Here is a 19,663-nt window from a genome sequence, read left to right on the forward strand (position 1 = left end):
GCATTCCTCCTATCATCACATCTATATCAATTTTCCCCTAGTGTGTATTGCTTATTATTGACATATTTACAGTGAATTAGTATGCATGATATTTTTTGTTGTTTTTTTTCACTAAATTTATTGCATCGTGAATAGGTTTATAATATGGAATTATACTCCTTGCCCTATATAAGTGCCATATAGCTTTTTCTATATTTCCTAGATGAGAGTAAATTAAACCTAATTGATACTGACCATATCCATTTTCCGGCATGTTCTCTACAAGCAAGCTAGTGTATTTAAATGCTTTCTTTGTATCCTTTAACTTGAAAAAGTGAATCTGACCTAGGTTTAATAATAAATAAGGATCCTTAGGATTATAGTTTAAAGCTTTTCTATACTGAGTAACGGCTTCCGTATAATTTTCTTCCTCATAATGACAGTCGCCAATACCTGTGTGTATATCTAGCTTAAAATCATCTACTCCTGGATTTTTACCTATCTTTAATGCTTTTTGATAACAATCTATTGCACCTTTATTGTCTTCCATTTCATAAAGAATATCCCCCATCAGCTTCCAAAAATATGCGTTATTTGGATTTTTCTCAAGGACCTCTTCTAAGAAGTCAACAGCATATTCAAGGTTGCCAATATTGATTAATGCTATAATTAGGTTGCTAATTAAATATTGATTTTCTGGACTCTTTTTAAGGGCCTCCTGACAAATCTGATAGGCTTCCTCCTCCATGCCATTGATAATATAAAAGCTGCTAATATTTAAATAGGGTTCAATAGAATTAGGCTGTAAAACAGCTTGCATCTTTAGGCATTTTATAGCTTTTCCAACATTGCCGATATTTTCATAGAGGTAAGCCAAATCCTCTAGTATATAATATCTCTTATACTTTTTTAGAAAAAAAGGATTGTATTTTAAGAATAAGGTGAATCCTTTGTAGGCAATATCTATTCTATCGTACTTGATATGACTTTTAATCTCTTGATAAAATAACTTCCATATTTCCTCTTGGCTTTCTCTTTTAGTTAAATTGTATTTAGCACTCCACCCTGCCTCTAAATCCTTAAGGGGTAGATTTTCTTTGGGATAAAATACATTATCCCTCATCTGACTTGAATCGACACTATGACACAATAGATTGTATAATTTCTCTCCTTTTTCTGTCTCTAAAAAATTGAGCTCTAACCAGAAGCCTGGAATCGTATTTACTCTATTTTTAAGCTTTATGCTTTTCATCCCATCAATTTTTTCAAAAAATTCTTCACCTTTGTCTAATACTGCTGCCTCTATCTTTAAATGATTTTTCATGAATTGCATTCTATCTTCTCTGTTGGTGAAAAAAATAATTAATTCCATGATCAGTCCTCCTTTGGGAGCAAGCTACTACTTTATTTATACTTTATATATAATACTATACTATAACATAAAACATTTGTTAACAATGAAAAAAAGATTCCTTCCTACGCTTTTTTATTTAATTATCATACCACTAAACCATCAGGGAAATTGCTTTCTGTGCTTCATTTTATTTAGTTCCATAAACAAGCATAATATATTATAATGATGCTAGGAAAAAGGGGGAATAAACTGTGATCAGTAGAAAACAATTGTTGGCTTTATTCTTAGTATTGTTTATACTTATACCTATGCTTTCAGGCTGTTTTTTTGAGGAGGATACAGCTTTATCTATCCATGTCATTGACGTAGGCCAAGGAGACAGCATCTTAATAAAAACTCCCAATGGAAAGACGATGCTAATAGATGGTGGGGAACCTGCTGCTGGCAAAACTGTGGTTTCCTATTTAAAGAAGCGTAAAGTTAAAAAAATAGATCTATTAGTGGCCACCCATCCTCATGCTGATCATATCGGAGGCCTGATTGATGTAATCCATAGTATTCCAATAGATAAATTCTATATGCCCCATAAACTGCATACTAGTAAAACCTTCGAGAATTTATTGGATGCTGCCAAGGATAAGGATTTAAAAATCTCCGCTGCTACTGCTGGTATCATGATTGATTTTGATGAAGATATTACTTTATATTTTTTGGGTCCACTACGGGACTATGGAGATGATTTGAATTTATGGAGTGCAGTGGTGAAAATGGATTATAAAGAGAAGTCTTTTCTATTTACTGGAGATCTTGAAGCCTTAGGTGAAGAAGATATCCTCTCTGGCTTCCAAAAAGATTTTTTAAAATCACAATTTTTAAAGGTAGGTCATCATGGCAGCAGGACATCCACAACAGAAAACTTTCTTCAAGTCATTGAACCTACTGTAGCGGTTATTTCCTGCGGAAGAAATAATTCTTATGGTCATCCACATGAAGAAGTCATCAACAGACTTAACCTTTTCAATATAGCTGTATATCGTACGGATATGCAAGGTACTATCGTTATAAAAAGCGATGGTAATAGGATTTGGTCTCATCAAAAACCCTATTACCATTAAATCACTCAGTATCTTTTGCAGATTGCTAAAAGGTTGTTAATACGTCATCCATAGAGATATTTATTTTTTTCCATAAACCGTTAGCTTTGCCTACAGGACATCAGACAGATCTGTGATATTGCTATTTTTAAGTAGCATCCTATCTTTTTTGTTTTTTTATAAAATCTACTATCTCTGTTTCTTCTTGATACTTTAATTTATAAAGCTTGAAAACCAGTTTATCAATTTTGCTTTGGATTTTTTCACAGATTTCTTTATTTTGATAGTTCCTCATCATATCTTCTACTAGGTTTTCAAGAGCTTTCAGTTGCTCACTGTTATCAGGATAATAAATAGGTACTCCCTTTAAAGGCGTTGCATATAGCTCTAGCTGTTGCCCTTTTCTTTTACCCTTAAGATAAAGCCAGAAATACATTAAAGATGAATTTAAGATTCCTAATAAATACAATAAAGAGGTATTTACGTGCCTCTTGGTAATATAATAAACATCTGCACTAGCGTACCAAGGTCCTTGTATATAGGCAAATGTATTCTCTAAGGACCTTTGAGGAACTACTATTTTTTCTCCTTCAAATATTTCAGCCTTCCTTGGCCATTGAAGAGCATACCATTTCCGGACACCATTTTTTACTTCTCTTCTTTCTCCTAACAACACCTTATATTGATAAAAATGTTTATATAGATTGGGGTAGCTTCCAATGTCTCCTAGGTTTTCATTATCTATATATACTATGTATAATCCTTTATTTTCAAGGGTATGATATTTTTTTATATAACTGTTTTTATAAAAGGCTTTACAATAATTTTCTTTAACTTCCTCCTCTAAGGATAGTTTTTCAAGCTCTTCTTCATTTAACACAAAGATACCTGCACCAATCTTTTCTTCAATTCCTAACTTTGCTCCCCAGTTAGCTGTTAGCCTATCGGCACCACTAACAATTCCTTGATTAACATAACATAAATCATCTAATCTATAATTTGCTATTTTATCAATCTTGTTTAATACACCCATCTTCCCCTGATAGTTTTGGATGAATATATGTCCTTGATCATTAAAAATCTCCCCTTTTGCTACTTCAGTTCTTTTTAATCCCGGGATAGATTTAGGATGCATGAGCAATTGGTATAAGCTCTCTTTGGAGAATTTTTCACCTTGAAAATTGATTAGAGTAATAGGCTTTTCCACAGTAGTTTTTTCTAAGGAAAAAATCATATTATGCTGTCCTTTAGCATCTGGAAACAGGTTTAGTGTATTAAAATTAATGATGGTTTGAAAGCTAAAATTATTTTTTAAAAAACACCTTAAGTTTTTGGCACCATCTGCTGTCACAAAATAATTAGTGGTTATATAGCATAATAGTCCTCTTTCTTCCAACAACTCGTAGCCTTTGTATATGAAAAAATAGAAATAGTCCATTTTTCTCTCATAATATTTATTGCCAAATTCATAGCCTTTGATATCATCAAATAAAGCTTTATTTCCTCTCTCTCCAATATAAGGTGGATTCCCTATAACAATGTGGAATGACTTTTCAAATCCTGCTGTTTCATCAAATTCTAGTTTTAATGCATCTTCATGCAGCACATTCAGTTTTACCTCGCCAATAGGGCCCTCAGCCAATATTTGAGCTTCCATCAATATTAATAATTTACACATATCTCCAGTGGTCTTTTGTATATCTGTACCAAAAATATTTTTCTCAATTATTTGCTTAATTAATTCTTTATGGCAGATGCTTCTTCCTATCAGTTGATACAGGGTGCTGATTATATTATATAGGGTATGTAGTGTCTTTCTTAAAAACGCCCCGCTGCCGCAAGCAATATCTATGATCCTTATTTCTTCTATGATGCTTATGGCCTGTAAGATATAGTCTAGAGGAAAACCATCTGTTCTTTTTAATATATAGTTTTCCAGCTTTATATTCTTATGATCTATTTTATTATCTACATAGGTTAGGATAGAATTCATGGTCATATATTTACTAATAGCTTCTGGAGTATAATAGGAGCCTGTCTTTAATCTAAGCTGCTGTTGGATAATGCTTTCATATATTTCCTCTAGCCCTTGTATAGAAATCTTCACATCATCGCAATAGTATTTTTTTAAAATAGTACGATATAGCTGCGTATAGAATTCTTCATCAAGCATCTCATATTTTTTTGTATATGGATGGAAGATTTGATGTTTTTCAAGCTTTTGCAGGAATAATTTTTTATCATAGGTAGTTACCATCATACATGTCTCATTATAAAAGAATATATTGAAATAAATCCAAAACAACACTTCTATGCTTGATAAATTGTATCTTTCTTCTATCAGAGTAGATAGTTGTTTGCAATCATTTTTAAAAGCTTTTAGCATGATATTCACCTTATTTTCCTTGAACTCATTATAGATAAAAAAGAAAAGGTGGAATAGTTCCACCTTGGCCTATCAAATAAAGCCTTGATAGGAAAAACATGTTTGCGTTGTGTGTAGTAGATATATTCCACACAAAAAGAAAGATTCCTTCTTTTTTTATTAAATCATATATTGCTTCTTTTGGCATATGTTGGTGTATCTGAAAACCCAATAAACTTTGTTAAAATATACATAGTATATATTAATCTCTAAATAGTGCACATATAATTTATTGAGGTGATCAAAATGAGATATAAATTATTGAGGGTTTTATTTTTCTGTTTTATTCTTTTAACTTTTTTTTATACCTATCAATTTTTTCAAAGGCCTGAGTCAATAGCAACATTTCAATCCTATACTTCCCCTGCTTTAAAAATTAATAAAGAATTAATCAATGCTTATCATAGTGATGATTTAGATGTAAAAGCAGAGGCTGAAGGACAGATTATCAAAACTACTCTGTCGACGATATACTATGAAAAGTGGCAGGAGTTTATTGAATATATAGAGCTACAGCTTTATGAAGAAAATCTACTTCCTCAAGCATCTCAACAATTGGTAGTAGCTTTAAATCTCTCAAAGGATTTAGCAGTGGTAGTGGTATTTGATGCTGTTGCCGATGATTATATCTATCATAGTAAAATAGAAAATATTGTACCTGTCAATAAAATTGAGTTTATAACGAATCCATCACATTCTTATAAATCTATGCTAATTTATCAAACATTAGATGAAAAATTTGGTTCTTTCTTTTATGAAGAGTTCCTACAGGTCTATCTTTATCTTTCTAATGGCTTCAGAAACATCTGGCATAAAACCCTCTATTATGAGGAAATCTACAAAGAGATTTGGGTAGATCCTAAGGCTGATGAGAATCTATGGAATAAAGTCATCGAGGAAACCATCATTGATTTTATTCAAGATGATCCTCTTACAATCAAAACCTTTACAACTTTAGAGAAATATACCACTCGTTCTCCTCAATATCCTGATAAGGATAGCTTTACATTGCTTCATACTGATGATTATAAACGTTCTTATTATTGGAGTAACCAGTTCAATACCTTTATCTTAGGAGAGGTTAATAAGGATGTTTTTCTATCAGATGTTGCTTTGTTAGAAGATATGGAAAGTTCTAGGGAAGCTCTATTTGGTATAAGCAATAGTAATTATAAAATAATTACCTCTAAAGGAGAGGTACTCTATCTTTCTAAAAATAAATTTCAAGCAATGTTTCAAAGTTTTCTAGAAGAATGATATAATAATAGACAAAATTATAAGCTTAAGTGATGAGGTGAACAAAAGAAATGAAGACAGATAAACTGTTTTGGCAAGACCCTTATTTAAAAGCCTTTACCACCAACATTGTCTCTATCGAGGTATATGAAATGGATCCGTCAAAATCTCTTGTTGTACTAAAGGAAACCGCTTTTTATCCAGAAGGGGGAGGTCAGCCTTGGGATGAAGGAACTATAGGTGAAGCAAATGTTCATTATGTTTATGAAGAAGAGGATATTATCTATCATGTTGTAGACGCGGTACCCAGCCAAAGAGAAAATGTAGTCTGCAAAGTTAACTGGGAAAGACGCTTTGATATTATGCAGCAGCATCTAGGTCAACATATATTATCCAGTGTTTTTGAAAAACTATACGATGCCACAACTGTAGGCTTTCACTTAGGGAAGGAATACGTAACCATTGATATTGATAAGCCTACCTTAGAAAATGTGGAAGTTGAAGCCATAGAAAGGAAAGCTAATGAGATTATTTATCAAAACATAGAGGTGAAAACATTATTTCCTACCAAGGAAGAGGTTAAGCAGCTGCCTTTGAGAAAAGCATCTACAGTTACAGAGGGTATACGAATTGTAGAGATTGATTCTTATGATTTTTCTCCCTGTGGAGGTACTCATCCTAGTAGAACTGGCGCTGTAGGAATTATAAAAATCCGAAAATGGGAAAAAAATAAGGGGAATACAAGAGTAGAATTCCTATGTGGCAAAAGAGCTTCCGAGGATTTTTATTGGAAAAATCAACAGGTCAATGATATAGCCTCGCTATTATCTGTAAAGGATCGCGAAGTCTTTGAGGCTGTTTCGAGGATCAATCAAGAGAATAGAGAACTTACCAAAAGCATAAGATCCTTTAAAAAGGCCGTTATGGATTATCAGGTAAAGGAACTATATATGGAAGCAAAACAAATTAAAGATTATTCTCTCATAATAAAAATGTTTGAAGGAGAAGATTTTAAGGATATTAAGTTTATTGCCTCCTCCTTAAGCCAGTATCCTAATACCATATGCTTATTGGCAACTAAAACAGATAAAGCCCAGGTAGTTTTTTCCTGTTCTAAGGATGTGCCGGTTAACATGAATCAGTTATTTAAAGAGGTTATCTCCCTAATTGATGGTAAAGGCGGCGGGAATGCCACCAGTGCTCAAGGTGGGGGAAGTGATATCAATAATCTAGAAGGATTGCTTCAGGCAGCAGAAAAAAAAGTAATGATGGAATACATATAAAGTAGATGCTCATGGATTAAAGGTATCCTTATGACTTCTATAAAAATTTGGTGATAAAAAAAGGAGAGCATTCTATGAAAAATATTGTTATTGAAATGCTAGAGGAAAGAGGCGTTACCCTAGAAGATATGGCGGAGCTGGTTTTAGATTTACAGAAGGACTATCTACCTTTAACAATGGAAACTGCCTTAGAAAATGTAGCCAAGGTGTTGCAGAAAAGAGAGGTTCAAAATGCTATTCTTACAGGAATTCAGTTGGATAAACTGGCGGAAAGCAACTTGCTAGAAGAGCCGCTTTTATCTATTATCAAAAGAGATGATTCTCTATATGGTATTGATGAAATCATGGCATTAAGCATTACTAATATCTATGGATCTATTGGTTTTACAAATTTCGGATACTTGGATAAGTTAAAGCCTGGTATTATAGGTAAAATAAATACCCACGAGAATGGGCAGGTAAATACTTTTTTAGATGATTTAGTTTCTGGCATTATCGCTGCTGCTTGTTCAAGAATAGCTCACGCTGCTGATGATGCTCAAGAAGATGATTAATTAATAGTAAAAATACAGTGAGCTATAATTCAGAGAGAGTTGTACTTCCTCTAAGTTATAGCTCTTTTTTATCTATTTTTTTTCTTAAGATAAAAGCCCTTCACCTCTATTGATTACTTCGGTGAGACTTTTGTAATCAGATGGAGTAACGCCTCCATCCAATTCTCCCATATTGCAGCTTGCAAGAACCAAACTATAGCTTTATTTTTTGTTAGCCGGCTCCATATTTATTTTTCTTCCTTTGATTCGGTTCTTGTTCATGGCCTGTAACACTTTGTTAGCAAATTTTTGCGGCACTTCAACAAAGGTAAATTTGTCAAACATATCAATAAGCCCCACCATGTTGCCATCTATTCCAGCCTCACCGGTGATAGCACCTAATATATGGCCAGGGTTAACACCATGTTTTTTACCTATGTTTAAGAACATTCTAACCATACCAGCTTCTGCTCCTGTATCTTTAGAAGCAACATCTTCAGCAGCTTCAATAGCCTCTGCTTCATTTTTGTTGATCATCAATTTCATTAAAGCGGCTGCTATATCTATGGAGCTATAATCCTCTGATAGCTTTTCCACAAAAGTGGTATATTCAGCTATTCCACCCTTTTCTATGGTAGTTACAATATTACTTGCAATTGTTTCTCTTTGTTTTTCAGCAATATCATTTACTGTTGGTAAATTCTTTCTTTTAATTTTAGTTTTTGCATAAACCTCTAACGCCTTTAGTGTTCTAATCTGTCTTCCAGCTACAAAAGTATAGGCTAACCCTAACTTTCCAGCTCTACCAGTTCTACCAATTCTGTGAACATAGTATTCGAAATCCTCTGGGATATCATAATTGATTACCAGCTCAACATCATCTACATCAATACCTCTAGCTGCTACATCTGTGGCTACCAATAAATCAATGGTTCCATCTCTAAACTTCCTCATTACTCTATCTCTCTGACTTTGTTTAAGATCTCCATGTAGTCCTTCCACTGAATATCCACGGCTTTGAAGATTTTCAACCAATTCATCTACACCTTTTTTAGTTCGACAGAATATAATCCCTAGATCACTTTCCTCCATATCTAAAACCCTGCAAAGTGCATCTAGCTTTTCGTGATTTCTTACTTCAAAATAGTATTGGGCAATTTGAGGAACAGTTAATTCCTTATGTACTACTTTTATTTTCTCAGGCTTTTTCATGTATTTCCTTGCTATGCTTTCAATTTCTCTAGGCATAGTGGCTGAGAACATAGCTGTTTGACGTTCATTAGGAGTATTCTCTAAAATGGTTTCAATGTCCTCCAAAAATCCCATGTCCAGCATTTGATCTGCTTCATCCAATACAACACCTATCACCTTATCAAGTTTAAGGGTCTTTCTTCGGATGTGATCAAGAAGTCTGCCAGGTGTTCCTACAACAATCTGTACTCCTTGCTTTAAAGCTTTTATTTGTCTATCGATAGGTTGTCCTCCATAGATGGCTAATGATTTCATGCCATGTACATAGGTGGAAAACTTCCTAAGCTCATCTGCTACCTGCATTGACAGCTCTCTAGTAGGAGCAAGTATTAATACTTGAACTGCCTTATTTTTTGCGTCAACCTTTTCAATCATTGGTATGCCAAAAGCTGCAGTTTTTCCTGTTCCTGTTTGAGCTTGACCTATAATGTCCTTGCCTAAGTATAATTTAGGAAGGGCCTGAGCTTGAATAGGTGTAGGAGCTTCAAAGCCTAATTCCTCAATTGTCTTAAGAATGTCTGGGTTAATGTTTAAATCTTTAAATGTAATAGTTTTCATTTCATCTCTCCTGATTTTGTTTTTTACTGATACATTATATCCTTTTTACCTGATTATGTAAATAACAAATTCACTACTTATTTTTCTATGATTCTGCAAACATTATACGTAAAAGTTATCATTTACTTAATGTATGTAAGCTTTGTATAGTACATTATAAATTTTTAACATGCTGTATTAAAAAGCACTCCCTATTAAGATTTAGGGATTTGTAACTGTTCTTTATTTTGTTAACCCCATTAATCGAATGTTTGCTTCTGCTTTAACTTCTACCTCAATATTAGGAAAGATATCATGCCAATTCTCTTGTATTTCTTCCCATAATCTCGGTTCATATCTCTGCAGTGCCACATTGAAATGAAATATATCCGCTCCAAATGTCTCTTGCACATGGTGGATCGTATCGTAAATCTCCTTTTCCAGCTTCCTAGCAATTTTTTCTTCTACCTTTTTTTTGAAGCTTCTATCAAAAATATTATGAAACTGTCCTCGATACTCTTCCACCAGATTAAAGGTTCCTTCAACCTCAATCTCCATAACGATGCTGCCCTCAGTCACTCTTGGTATTACATTTGTCTTTCCCTCCGTGATTTCCACCACCACTAATTCATCTGGATTATGGGGGGACGACACTACCTCTATCCCCCCAAGCACTGCATCCCTGACCCATTTTGTATAGTTAGTATCCAGTTCCCCCAGCCACCCTATCATTTCATCTCCTTTAAATACTGCGGCACCAGCATACTTTATCTCGTCCTTTGTTGCAATAATTCTTGGAAGTACAAAATCCAGCTCATTATGAAGACTTTTTGATACTTCCCCCAAGTCTGTCTTGTGAGGCATTCTTGAGGTTTTAGATGCATTTAAGGGTAATTTATCAAGATACAGGCTTGTATAATCATCTATTCTAGGGCTGACATCTAATATGCTTTTAGCATCAAGGGGTGTAACAAATACCTTTGTTCTTCTTCTCATTTCATGATCTCTTAGAAACATATCTAGCACCTCAATAATTCCATCTCTAGCTACTTCCTCACTGATGACTATGACCTTCAAATGCTCATAAAAAGGTGGGTAGTTCAGTCTCGTAGAAAACTGCCTATTGACTTCAAAAAAATTATTTCCTTCTATCGTTAAATCCCAGGTTCTATCTACAGCGCCTGGGGCCCCTCCTCCTGCTTCGGGTCTTGCAATAGCCTCTGGTATAACAGGAATCTGGATGGTATAAGCATATTTAGGTTGCCCTTCATGCAGTTTCATCCTCTCTAAATCTCTTTCGCTGAGGTACTCCTCCAGATCCTCTTGTCCCCTAGGTAATGGATTGGTTTTATCAATGGCAACTCCTAGTACATATCCTCTTCGTTCTACCTCCATATAATCCCAGCAGGCTGTGACAAAAACCAATGTTATAAGGGATAGGACTAAAAGTATAAGGATGGTTTTTATTCCTTTCATGAAGGGCGTCTTCTCCTTTCCTTGATAAAAGTTGCAATGACAATCAAAGGCAGCGCTGCAAAGCTTAGTATTTTAGCCAGCTCATTTGTAAGCATTAAATAGTAATGAACCTCCACTGTGTTTTGAGGAATCAGTGCTGCTATAAAAAGGATTGGTAAATGACCATAAAGCACCATCTTTTCCCTTTTAGTATTCAATAATGCTTTCATATTTAAAAATGAAGAAAAGAAATAGGTGACTATGGTGGTGAAAGTAATGGGAATCCATACTGCCATAAAAAGACTTTCTGCCCGCTCAAACATCTCAACCTGTAGTTGAATGGTCTTGGATAGACTTAAGGTGGGAAACAAAAGCTCTTGGATTTCTCTACTACCAAAAACCATGATACACATTAGAACAATAGCCATATAGACGACTCCAACAATTAAGATGCCAATAGTAATCCATTTTTTCACCGCCTTTTTTATTTGAAAATATGGCATAATATAACCGATTGTTCCTACCCCTAAAAAAGGATGTACAATTTCTAAAAACCCCCGAAATACAGGCTTTGGCCCTCCATAGAAAACCGGCATCAAATTCTTTGTATCTGCATTGGTTAGAGCCAATAAAATCAATAATGCAACAAAAACCAATGTAAAAGGGAGAATGATATCAAGAACAATAGCGATAGCTTTTACCCCTTGGCTTACACAATAGAAGGAAATGAGAAGCATTAGGGTAATAATAACCCATAATGGCGTGGTGTCCAATAAAAATAATTTGATGTTATCAGCAAAGGACCTTAAAGACATGCTTATGGATAGGCCCACATAAAGGGCTATACCCATCATAATCATTTTTCCAAACACCTTCCCTAGAACCACCTCAGCAATCTGAGATATGTTTAGCTTAGGGTATATAGTCCCTAACCAATAAAAGGCAAAGCCAGTTAAAAAAGCTAGTATGGTTGCCAATATTACTGACATCCATCCATCATTTTCAGCGTATTGCACAATATCTCTAGGTAGTGTTAGGAGTCTGACCCCCACCATCCCATGTATTACAAAGGCTAACATATTTATACTGTCTAGCTGCTCTTTCATTTTATACATCTCGTATTTACTCTCCTTCATTTTCTGTATCTTCTTTCTCCTCCTTTAAGGATGGTGGTATTTCTTCCATCAGCCATACTGGTGCTTTAAATAGGGTATCCTTAAGATTGCCTAAACGATAAGGAGAGAAATCAGCCAAGTAGCGAACACTGAAGCTATCAATGGAAGCTAAATGGATCACGACAATGATCCAAAAGGTTACGATGCCATACAATCCCCATACAGCTCCTCCTACGATAAAATACAGCCTTAAAAATCTATTGGTTAAAGAAAATGTGTAGTTAGGCAGTACAAAGGAGGTGATGGCAGTGAGGGCTACAATAATTACTACAATTGGACTGACTAGTCCCGCCTGCACCACCGCCTGACCAATAACCAAACCTCCAACGATGCCTATGGTTTGTCCTACTGGTTTAGGTAATCTTACGGACGCCTCCAATAAAGCCTCAAGTGTAAACTCCATAAAAAGTATTTCAACTAAAAATGGAAAGGGTAATCCCACCCGTGTACCTGTAATATACAATACTAACGGTGTAGGCAGCATCCCAGGATGATAGGCCGTCAGAGCAATATACAGCCCCGGCAGAGTGGTAGCGAAGAAATAACTGATGTAGCGCATCATCCTTATGAAGGAGGTAATAATAGCTCTTTCAAAATAATCATCTGCACTATTTAAGAACATAGCGAAGGTTGCAGGAGCTACCAAAACAAAAGGGGTACCGTCTACTATAATGGCTACCCGCCCCTCTAGTATGCTTCCCACCACTTTATCTGGTCTTTCTGTAGCCAACATTTGAGGAAAGATGGTCCATTTGTAATTTTCTATCAGTTGCTCTACATTTGCACTGGAGGTGATTCTATCTACCTTTATCTTTTTTATCCGATTTTTAATTTCATCAACAATTGTAGACTCTGCTGTACCCCTTAGATAAACAACGGCTACATCTGTTGCTGTTGTTTTTCCTAGTTGATAAAATTCTACAGAGAGATTTTGATCCCTGATCCTTTTTCTTATCAAAGAGATATTGCCCTTCAGTCCTTCAATAAAGCTTTCCCTTGGGCCCCTCAAGGTTTGTTCTGTATTAGCTTCTTCTACTTCCCTTGCTTCTACACCCTTACTGTTTATGATTAATGCTTCCTTACTACCCTCTACTAATAATAATGTATCTCCTGTCAATAATGCATGAATCACCGTTTCAAAGTTGTCTGTCTTTTCTATATCGGAAACCGTCAAAATCTTTTCTTCCAAAACTGTCACTATTTCTTCTTCTTTAGAGTATAAAAACCTTTCTCTCATTAAAGACTTTAGCACTTGATTATTGACGATTTCTTCGTTAATCATGCCATCAACATAAATAATTGTCATTCTAGTAGACCTCTGTCCTACTAGGATTTTTTTATAAATAATATCTTGACTATGTTTTAGTGTGAATTGTAAATATTCAAGATTTCTCTCCAAGCTTTCATTTAAATAAACCTCTGTAGTATTGCCCGGTTCTTCTACAGGTTGGATTGTATTTTCATTGATATTGATTATTTTTTTAGGCTTCTTTATTGGTTTTTTAGGTGGCTTCATGATAATCCTTTCGCCCATCATTTTTACTTTATTATGTGCAAAATCCTATGAAAAATAACTAGATAACCATATAAACTATTTAAATGGTCAATACTATAGTTAGGAGACTAACTATATGAAGTCAAGTATCTTTTTATGATTTTTAGAAGTTCTGAAGAAAATAATTTACGAGACAATCTAACTCAAAAAAGCGCATGACAAATAGAGCAACCCAGTTGCTCTGAAAAAAATACGAGGTTACATTAGATTTGTGGAACAAATGCAGTATTATTTTTTAGGAGGTAGTAAATTACCCTAATTAGCTTTTTACCGACATGGCATCTTGCAACATTGAAGTGCTTACCTTCAGAACGCTTTTTAGCCATATAGTCAGCAAATGTTTTATCACGCATTGCAACTAGCCTAGATGCTTGCATAATAGCCCATCTAAGGTAAGTAGAGCCTCTTTTAACCATTGGAGTTTTAGATGCATTGTAAGTTCCAGATTGGTAAGTAGAAGGATCCATACCAGCAAATGCAAGAAGTTTAGCAGGGTTTGAAAAACGCTTAACATCACCAATTTCAGCCAATATAATGGCAGCTAATGTATACCCAATGCCTGGAATGGTAATGAGTGGAGTATCTAGTTCGTCCACAACTATTTTAATTTGCTTGTCTAATGCATCTATTTCCATCTGAATTGATTGGATGAGGCGAATAGTTTGTTGTAACTCGAAAGCTGTAGAGCGATTGCTTGATCCAATAGAATTAGTAGCAAGCTCTTTTAAAGCAATAGCTTTCTCCTTGCTATATTTACCTTTAGAAGCTGTTCTTATGAGGCTTGTTAGCTTAGTAAGATGGCAGTTGCAGATACTGTTAGGTGTTGGTAATTCAAGCAATAGTGCATAACTGGAGTTTTGGTGTATAGACCAGAGTAAGCTTGGCAATTCAGGAAAAATGATATCGATTAAACGGGTAACAGAAAGTTTAAGCCTAGAACGATAACTAATCATCCTATGACGATGTCTTGTTAGTGACTTTAACTCCTGAATCTGATATGATACTGGTGAATAGGATTTTGATTCATCAGTAAAGAGCATAGTCGCAATGACCTTTGCGTCGGTCTTATCTGTTTTAGTTTTCCTAAGGGTTTGAGCCTTACGGAAAAGATTAGTAGCCAATGGATTTAGGATGGTGACCTGGAATCCTTTGGAATACAGATAATTTGTGATATTTGTGCTGTAATGACCTGTTGATTCGAGTCCTATTTTTACATTTTGAATACTTTTAGAACCAAGAGCAGAAAGGATAGAAGAGTAGAGGGTTTCAAAGCCTTTCTTAGAATTGGAAATACGTAAAGAATCGGTATGAATAACACCATCAGAATCAATAATACAGCAATCGTGCTTAGCTTTGGCAACATCAATACCAACGAATAGCATAGAAAACAACTCCTTAAGTGTAGTACGCTATGTTTCCACTAACTCTATGTTAAATGTATCCTTGCTATATATAAAACGTCTAAGCGTTATCTAACTAATTAACAAATAAACATAGAGCTGTGGTTAGAGCCTCGAAAAAAACAGTCGGCTGTATAGGGACAGCTGCTGTAGGTGAGATAACTAATCCACAGCGCCTAATACAGATTATATAGAAAATAATCTAGAAAGGAAAATGTATAATGGATTTCCCTATGTTTTCATTATATAAGGTAAGTAGATGCAAAAAGAAAGTTTTCGTTTCAAAAGTCTCAACAACACAAAGCTTCCACCAAATAATATAGAGATCATTTTAAGTGCCCTTAATGGTGTTAATACTGTCATGGTGGATATGATGGATAACACAGTCACAGTTGATTATGATGATTTGAAAACTACTTCAGCTGAGATTCGATCTAAGCTGGAGGAAAATAAGCTTGTATAACTGTTTTTAGTCCGCAAATTATTTTTCCCACAAAAAAAACCTAGGTAGGTTATCTCCTCCTAGGATTTTTTCAATATTTTTATCTATTTTCTTATTACCTTCATCCAACCTTTGGTGCCACAACTAGGACATGTCAGATACTTTGTTTTTATCTTATGGGGACTGATAAAATCTCTATAGGGTGAAATAGTAAACCTATGATTACAATTGTAGCAAATATATGCAGAGACCTTAGCATGCCATCTTACTCCCAGTATTAAAACCATAATTGCCAGTAAAATATAGATGTATTCCATTTCTCTTCCTCCTCTTGGTAAACCAATTATTTATTAATATAGCCCTTCTCCACAGATTCCTTGATAACATCCTCAACAAATTTTGCTAATTCCTCTGAGCCTTCTTTTATGCATTCAAATCTCTTTAGTACTCTATCAAGGGTTACATGATGTCTTTTCCAGGTTCCTCCCTTAGTATAATAATTATGTAATAAAGGTTGAATCCTATCTAATGCTGCAGCAAATTTAGCCTCAGGTGTAAGTCTGTCTTCAAACTCTCTCCAAATGCCATATACTTCATCCCTTTGGTCCTCCGGCAATATGCCAAAAATTCTTTCTGCTGCGGCTTCCTCTCTCTCTTCTTTATCTTTGTTCCCCTCATAATCAAAGGCAAAGGTATCACCAGCATCTATCTCAACTAAATCATGTATGATGACCATCTTCATAACATGCATAACATTTATTTCCTTCTTATTGGCATACTCCGATAATAGCATTGCCAGTACTGCTAAATGCCACGAATGTTCTGCGTCGTTTTCATGTCTTGTTTCATCCATAAGGGTGGTTTGTCTATATATACTTTTCAGTTTATCAATTTCTACAATAAATTCTATTTGTTTCATCAATCTTTCGTTATTTAGCAATAGAATTCCTCCTCATAGTACTTATTCTAGATAGATTTAAAAGAATAATTTTAGCAAACAGCTTTTCTTCTATTTATGTTATCATACTTGAATTTATTATATTATAAAATATCGATATACAACAGGTGAAAAATAATAAATCTTATTCTCTCAAAAAAAGAATAAAGCCCTGTTGATTTATAACAGCATCCAACAAGGCTATTGAAATCTATCGGTAGGTTAATATTTCTTCTATCAGCTGCTCCCTTAAAATATCTATTTCTTCAAACCTTAGATTCGGCACATAATAGTCTTCAATATAATCATGGTTCTTCTTGGTTCTTTTAAGATTATAGGCTACATCATCAATTAACTGTTTAAATAATGCTTCGCTGTATTCTAATTCATCTTTATATTTGTTTAGTTTTTCATAAGAAATGAATTGATTTAAATTAAAGGTTTCCTTCCCTTTGAATTTTGAGTTTGTGGTAAAGGCCAGCTCAAGCTCTGGGATAACCACAGACTCTATTTTGTCTGGCTCTAGCGGTTCATGATAAATCTCTATGTCATATCCATTTTCAGTTGCTTTCCTAGCAATTTTATCAAGCAAGGTTGATTTACCTGTACCTGGTGCCCCTTTGATATAGTAAATATTCTTAATATCTCCTATATATGTTTCAGCAAAGTCTATATGGCCTAGATGGGTATAGGCACTGCCAAACAGATGCCTCTCAGCGGCGATTTTATCCTGCTCCTTAATATCTCTAAAGAATCTTTCTATTACTTTTTTTGTTAATTGGTTTACCTTTAAAAAGTCCATTGCTTGGTTGTAGGTCCATTCCATATCGTCATGGATGAGCTTTGCAGCAGCTAGATATTTATAAACTCTTTTGTATATCTTGCCGTTTTCATCTATAGATTCAATAATTTCTTTTCGCTTTTCCCTAAGCCCCTCTTCTTGCCAATACTCACCTAAATGAATAATCGTGTCAATGGCTCCAGGGTATTTAGGGTCCATAACATGTGGCGCAGTGCCATCAATCATTACAATTTTTAGCTTTGGAATTACTACAGCATCTATAGAGTCTGGATCTGCTGAGCAATGATGGAATTCTATATCATATCCTTTTTCTTCCATAACATGACCGATTTTTTTCATCATACTGGATTTTCCTGTTCCAGGGCCGCCCTTGAAAAAAAATACTTTATTCGCCTTCTTTAGGTCTATAATGTTCTGAAAGTATGAATAAAACCCTATGGAGGTATTTCCCCCCGGCAAAAGCCTCTTTATACTTCCTCTATGTGGCATAATTTCCCTCCTTATGCTCATATTTATCTCTCTTTACTATATTATCCATTTCATAAAATTTTGTGCCTAAATCATAAAATTAAATTAAAATATATATATTCCATTAAATGAATTATATGTTTGTAGGGGCAGGTTTCCAAGGCTGTCGGGGTTGCATAGAGACAACACCTACGATGTAAGATATTTCAAGTTAGCATAAGTATGTTAACTTCTACAAACAATATATTTGATGAATAGAAGGAGGGATATTATGGCTAATTTAAAGAGAGATGAAAATAGAGATCAATGGAGCTCCAAGGTTGGCTTTGTTTTAGCGGCAGCTGGTTCTGCCGTTGGTTTGGGAAATCTATGGAGATTTCCTTATACTGCTGGTCAAAATGGTGGTGGTGCCTTTGTACTTGTATATTTTGCTATTTTAATTTTGGTTGGATTTACTTTAATGCTTGGTGAATTGGTTATTGGAAGACATACTCAACTTAATGCAGTTGGTGCCTATCGTAAAATACGTAAAAATTGGGGTTGGGTTGGTGGCATTGGTGTACTGGCTTCTTTTTTGATTTTATCCTTCTATAGTGTAATCGGGGGATGGGTCATCAATTATGTAATAAAATCTATTACTGGAGCCTTTACTACTGGGGATGTTAACATGGGAGAATTATTTGTTTCTTTTATTAGCAGTCCTGGAGAGCCTATTTTATATCATGCAATCTTTACCCTTCTTACCTTGGGCATTGTTATGGGGGGCATCAGTGGGGGTATTGAAAAATATAGTAAGATTCTAATGCCTAGCTTATTTGTCATGATGATTCTAATCATGCTTCGTTCTGTCACTTTGCCTGGAGCCAGCGAAGGTATTCTCTTTTTCCTAAGACCTGATTTTTCAATGATCACTGGCGAGGTTATGTTGGCGGCTTTAGGGCAAGTATTTTTTTCCTTAAGCTTAGGAATGGGGGTCATCATTACCTATGGTAGTTATTTGAGCAAAGCAGAAAACATTCCTCAAAACTCTTTTATTATCCCATTGGTTGATACTGGGATTGCTTTACTGGCAGGTCTAGCAATCTTACCGGCGGTATTTGCCTTAGGGTTTAGCCCTGATGAGGGACCTGCATTACTTTTTATTATCCTGCCTGCAGTGTTTGCAGAGATGCCTTTAGGTTCATTTTTTGCATTGCTCTTTTTCCTTTTAGTTCTGTTTGCAGCTTTGACTTCATCTATATCTCTATTGGAAGCTTCTGTCTCTTATGTAGTCGATGAGTTTCATTTAGGACGTACCCAGACTGCTTTACTGTTAGGGTTCATTGTGTTTTTACTGGGGATTCCGTCTTCCTTATCCCAGGGTATATGGGGAAACCTTACTTTTATAAGAGGTCTTGACTTTTTAGATTCTATAGATTTTATTGCAAGTAATATTATGCTGCCACTAAGTGGTCTTTTCCTATGTATTTTTATCGGATGGATCTGGGGTGTAGATATGGCTGTTGAAGAGGCTACTAATCATGGTAGAATTTCTTTTAAACTAGCACCTTTTTGGGGATTTTTAATCAAATGGGTAGCACCAATAGCTATATTAGTTGTGTTTATTCGAGGCTTGGCTTAAACTAGATCCATAAATTAAATATTTTTTCTATAAAAAATCACTATATTAGTGATTTTTTGTTTGGTATTTATAAACATGTTATAGCATGAATGAAAATATAAAAGTATCTTTAAATT

At 34.8% G+C, this 19,663-nt stretch carries 16 protein-coding genes; 6 read left to right on the forward strand and 10 right to left on the reverse strand.

Annotated elements, in window-relative coordinates:
- Positions 1-76: 76 nt before the first annotated feature.
- A complete protein-coding gene (locus BMX10_RS11455; protein ID WP_090444104.1) occupies positions 77-1,351 on the reverse strand; it encodes a tetratricopeptide repeat protein in 1,275 nt (424 codons plus the stop codon).
- 233 nt (positions 1,352-1,584) lie between these two features.
- On the opposite strand from BMX10_RS11455, the gene BMX10_RS11460 reads away from it, so the two are divergent.
- Positions 1,585-2,448 (forward strand): ComEC/Rec2 family competence protein, encoded by an 864-nt coding sequence (locus tag BMX10_RS11460; protein WP_208976142.1) that lies wholly within the window; start codon positions 1,585-1,587, stop codon positions 2,446-2,448.
- 139 nt (positions 2,449-2,587) lie between these two features.
- On the opposite strand, the gene BMX10_RS11465 is transcribed toward BMX10_RS11460, so the two are convergent.
- Positions 2,588-4,813 carry an Eco57I restriction-modification methylase domain-containing protein gene (locus BMX10_RS11465; RefSeq protein ID WP_090444107.1) on the reverse strand — a complete coding sequence of 742 codons (2,226 nt, stop codon included), beginning with the start codon at positions 4,811-4,813 and terminating at the stop codon, positions 2,588-2,590.
- Positions 4,814-5,098: 285 nt separating this feature from the next.
- On the opposite strand from BMX10_RS11465, the gene BMX10_RS11470 reads away from it, so the two are divergent.
- The 3 genes from BMX10_RS11470 to BMX10_RS11480 all read left to right on the forward strand — a co-directional run bounded on the left by BMX10_RS11470 (position 5,099) and on the right by BMX10_RS11480 (position 7,925).
- The gene (locus BMX10_RS11470; protein WP_090444110.1) at positions 5,099-6,109 is read left to right on the forward strand and encodes a hypothetical protein; all 1,011 of its coding nucleotides are present in this window, start codon (positions 5,099-5,101) and stop codon (positions 6,107-6,109) included.
- 50 nt (positions 6,110-6,159) lie between these two features.
- Positions 6,160-7,371, forward strand: coding sequence for an alanyl-tRNA editing protein (locus BMX10_RS11475; protein WP_090444112.1), 1,212 nt, complete (start codon positions 6,160-6,162; stop codon positions 7,369-7,371).
- Between the two features lie 74 nt (positions 7,372-7,445).
- A complete protein-coding gene (locus BMX10_RS11480) occupies positions 7,446-7,925 on the forward strand; it encodes a phosphatidylglycerophosphatase A family protein (protein ID WP_090444115.1) in 480 nt (159 codons plus the stop codon).
- Between the two features lie 201 nt (positions 7,926-8,126).
- Here BMX10_RS11480 and BMX10_RS11485 read toward each other — a convergent pair whose 3' ends face one another.
- The 5 genes from BMX10_RS11485 to BMX10_RS11505 form a co-directional block, all read right to left on the reverse strand.
- Entirely contained in the window at positions 8,127-9,713 is a 1,587-nt protein-coding gene (locus BMX10_RS11485) for a DEAD/DEAH box helicase (protein WP_090444118.1), read from the reverse strand.
- A 222-nt stretch (positions 9,714-9,935) separates the two neighbouring features.
- On the reverse strand, positions 9,936-11,168 hold the full coding sequence (locus tag BMX10_RS11490) for a Ger(x)C family spore germination protein (RefSeq protein ID WP_090444122.1): 1,233 nt from the start codon (positions 11,166-11,168) through the stop codon (positions 9,936-9,938).
- The gene (locus tag BMX10_RS11495) at positions 11,165-12,262 is read right to left on the reverse strand and encodes a GerAB/ArcD/ProY family transporter (RefSeq protein ID WP_170834793.1); all 1,098 of its coding nucleotides are present in this window, start codon (positions 12,260-12,262) and stop codon (positions 11,165-11,167) included. Before BMX10_RS11495 ends, BMX10_RS11490 begins: the two co-directional genes overlap by 4 nt.
- 7 nt (positions 12,263-12,269) lie before the next feature.
- Positions 12,270-13,838: a spore germination protein gene (locus BMX10_RS11500; RefSeq protein WP_170834794.1), complete on the reverse strand. Its 1,569-nt coding sequence runs from the start codon at positions 13,836-13,838 to the stop codon at positions 12,270-12,272.
- A 242-nt stretch (positions 13,839-14,080) separates the two neighbouring features.
- Positions 14,081-15,259 (reverse strand): IS110 family RNA-guided transposase, encoded by a 1,179-nt coding sequence (locus BMX10_RS11505; protein WP_090444130.1) that lies wholly within the window; start codon positions 15,257-15,259, stop codon positions 14,081-14,083.
- 277 nt (positions 15,260-15,536) lie between these two features.
- Here BMX10_RS11505 and BMX10_RS11510 point away from each other — a divergent pair, with 277 nt between their 5' ends.
- Positions 15,537-15,740, forward strand: coding sequence for a heavy-metal-associated domain-containing protein (locus tag BMX10_RS11510; protein WP_090444132.1), 204 nt, complete (start codon positions 15,537-15,539; stop codon positions 15,738-15,740).
- 83 nt (positions 15,741-15,823) lie between these two features.
- Here the strand turns inward: BMX10_RS11510 and BMX10_RS11515 are convergent, their stop codons facing one another.
- The 3 genes from BMX10_RS11515 to BMX10_RS11525 form a co-directional block, all read right to left on the reverse strand.
- Positions 15,824-16,036, reverse strand: coding sequence for a hypothetical protein (locus tag BMX10_RS11515; RefSeq protein WP_090444135.1), 213 nt, complete (start codon positions 16,034-16,036; stop codon positions 15,824-15,826).
- Between the two features lie 26 nt (positions 16,037-16,062).
- Entirely contained in the window at positions 16,063-16,659 is a 597-nt protein-coding gene (locus BMX10_RS11520) for an HD domain-containing protein (RefSeq protein WP_330387896.1), read from the reverse strand.
- A gap of 208 nt (positions 16,660-16,867) precedes the next feature.
- Positions 16,868-17,947 carry a PRK06851 family protein gene (locus BMX10_RS11525; RefSeq protein WP_090444137.1) on the reverse strand — a complete coding sequence of 360 codons (1,080 nt, stop codon included), beginning with the start codon at positions 17,945-17,947 and terminating at the stop codon, positions 16,868-16,870.
- A gap of 250 nt (positions 17,948-18,197) precedes the next feature.
- Between BMX10_RS11525 and BMX10_RS11530 the strand changes: the two genes are divergently transcribed.
- A complete protein-coding gene (locus BMX10_RS11530) occupies positions 18,198-19,547 on the forward strand; it encodes a sodium-dependent transporter (protein ID WP_090444139.1) in 1,350 nt (449 codons plus the stop codon).
- The last annotated feature ends 116 nt before the right edge of the window (positions 19,548-19,663 follow it).

The organism is Natronincola peptidivorans (assembly GCF_900111615.1).
In the GTDB taxonomy this organism is placed as follows: Bacteria; Bacillota; Clostridia; order Peptostreptococcales; family Natronincolaceae; genus Natronincola_A; species Natronincola_A peptidivorans.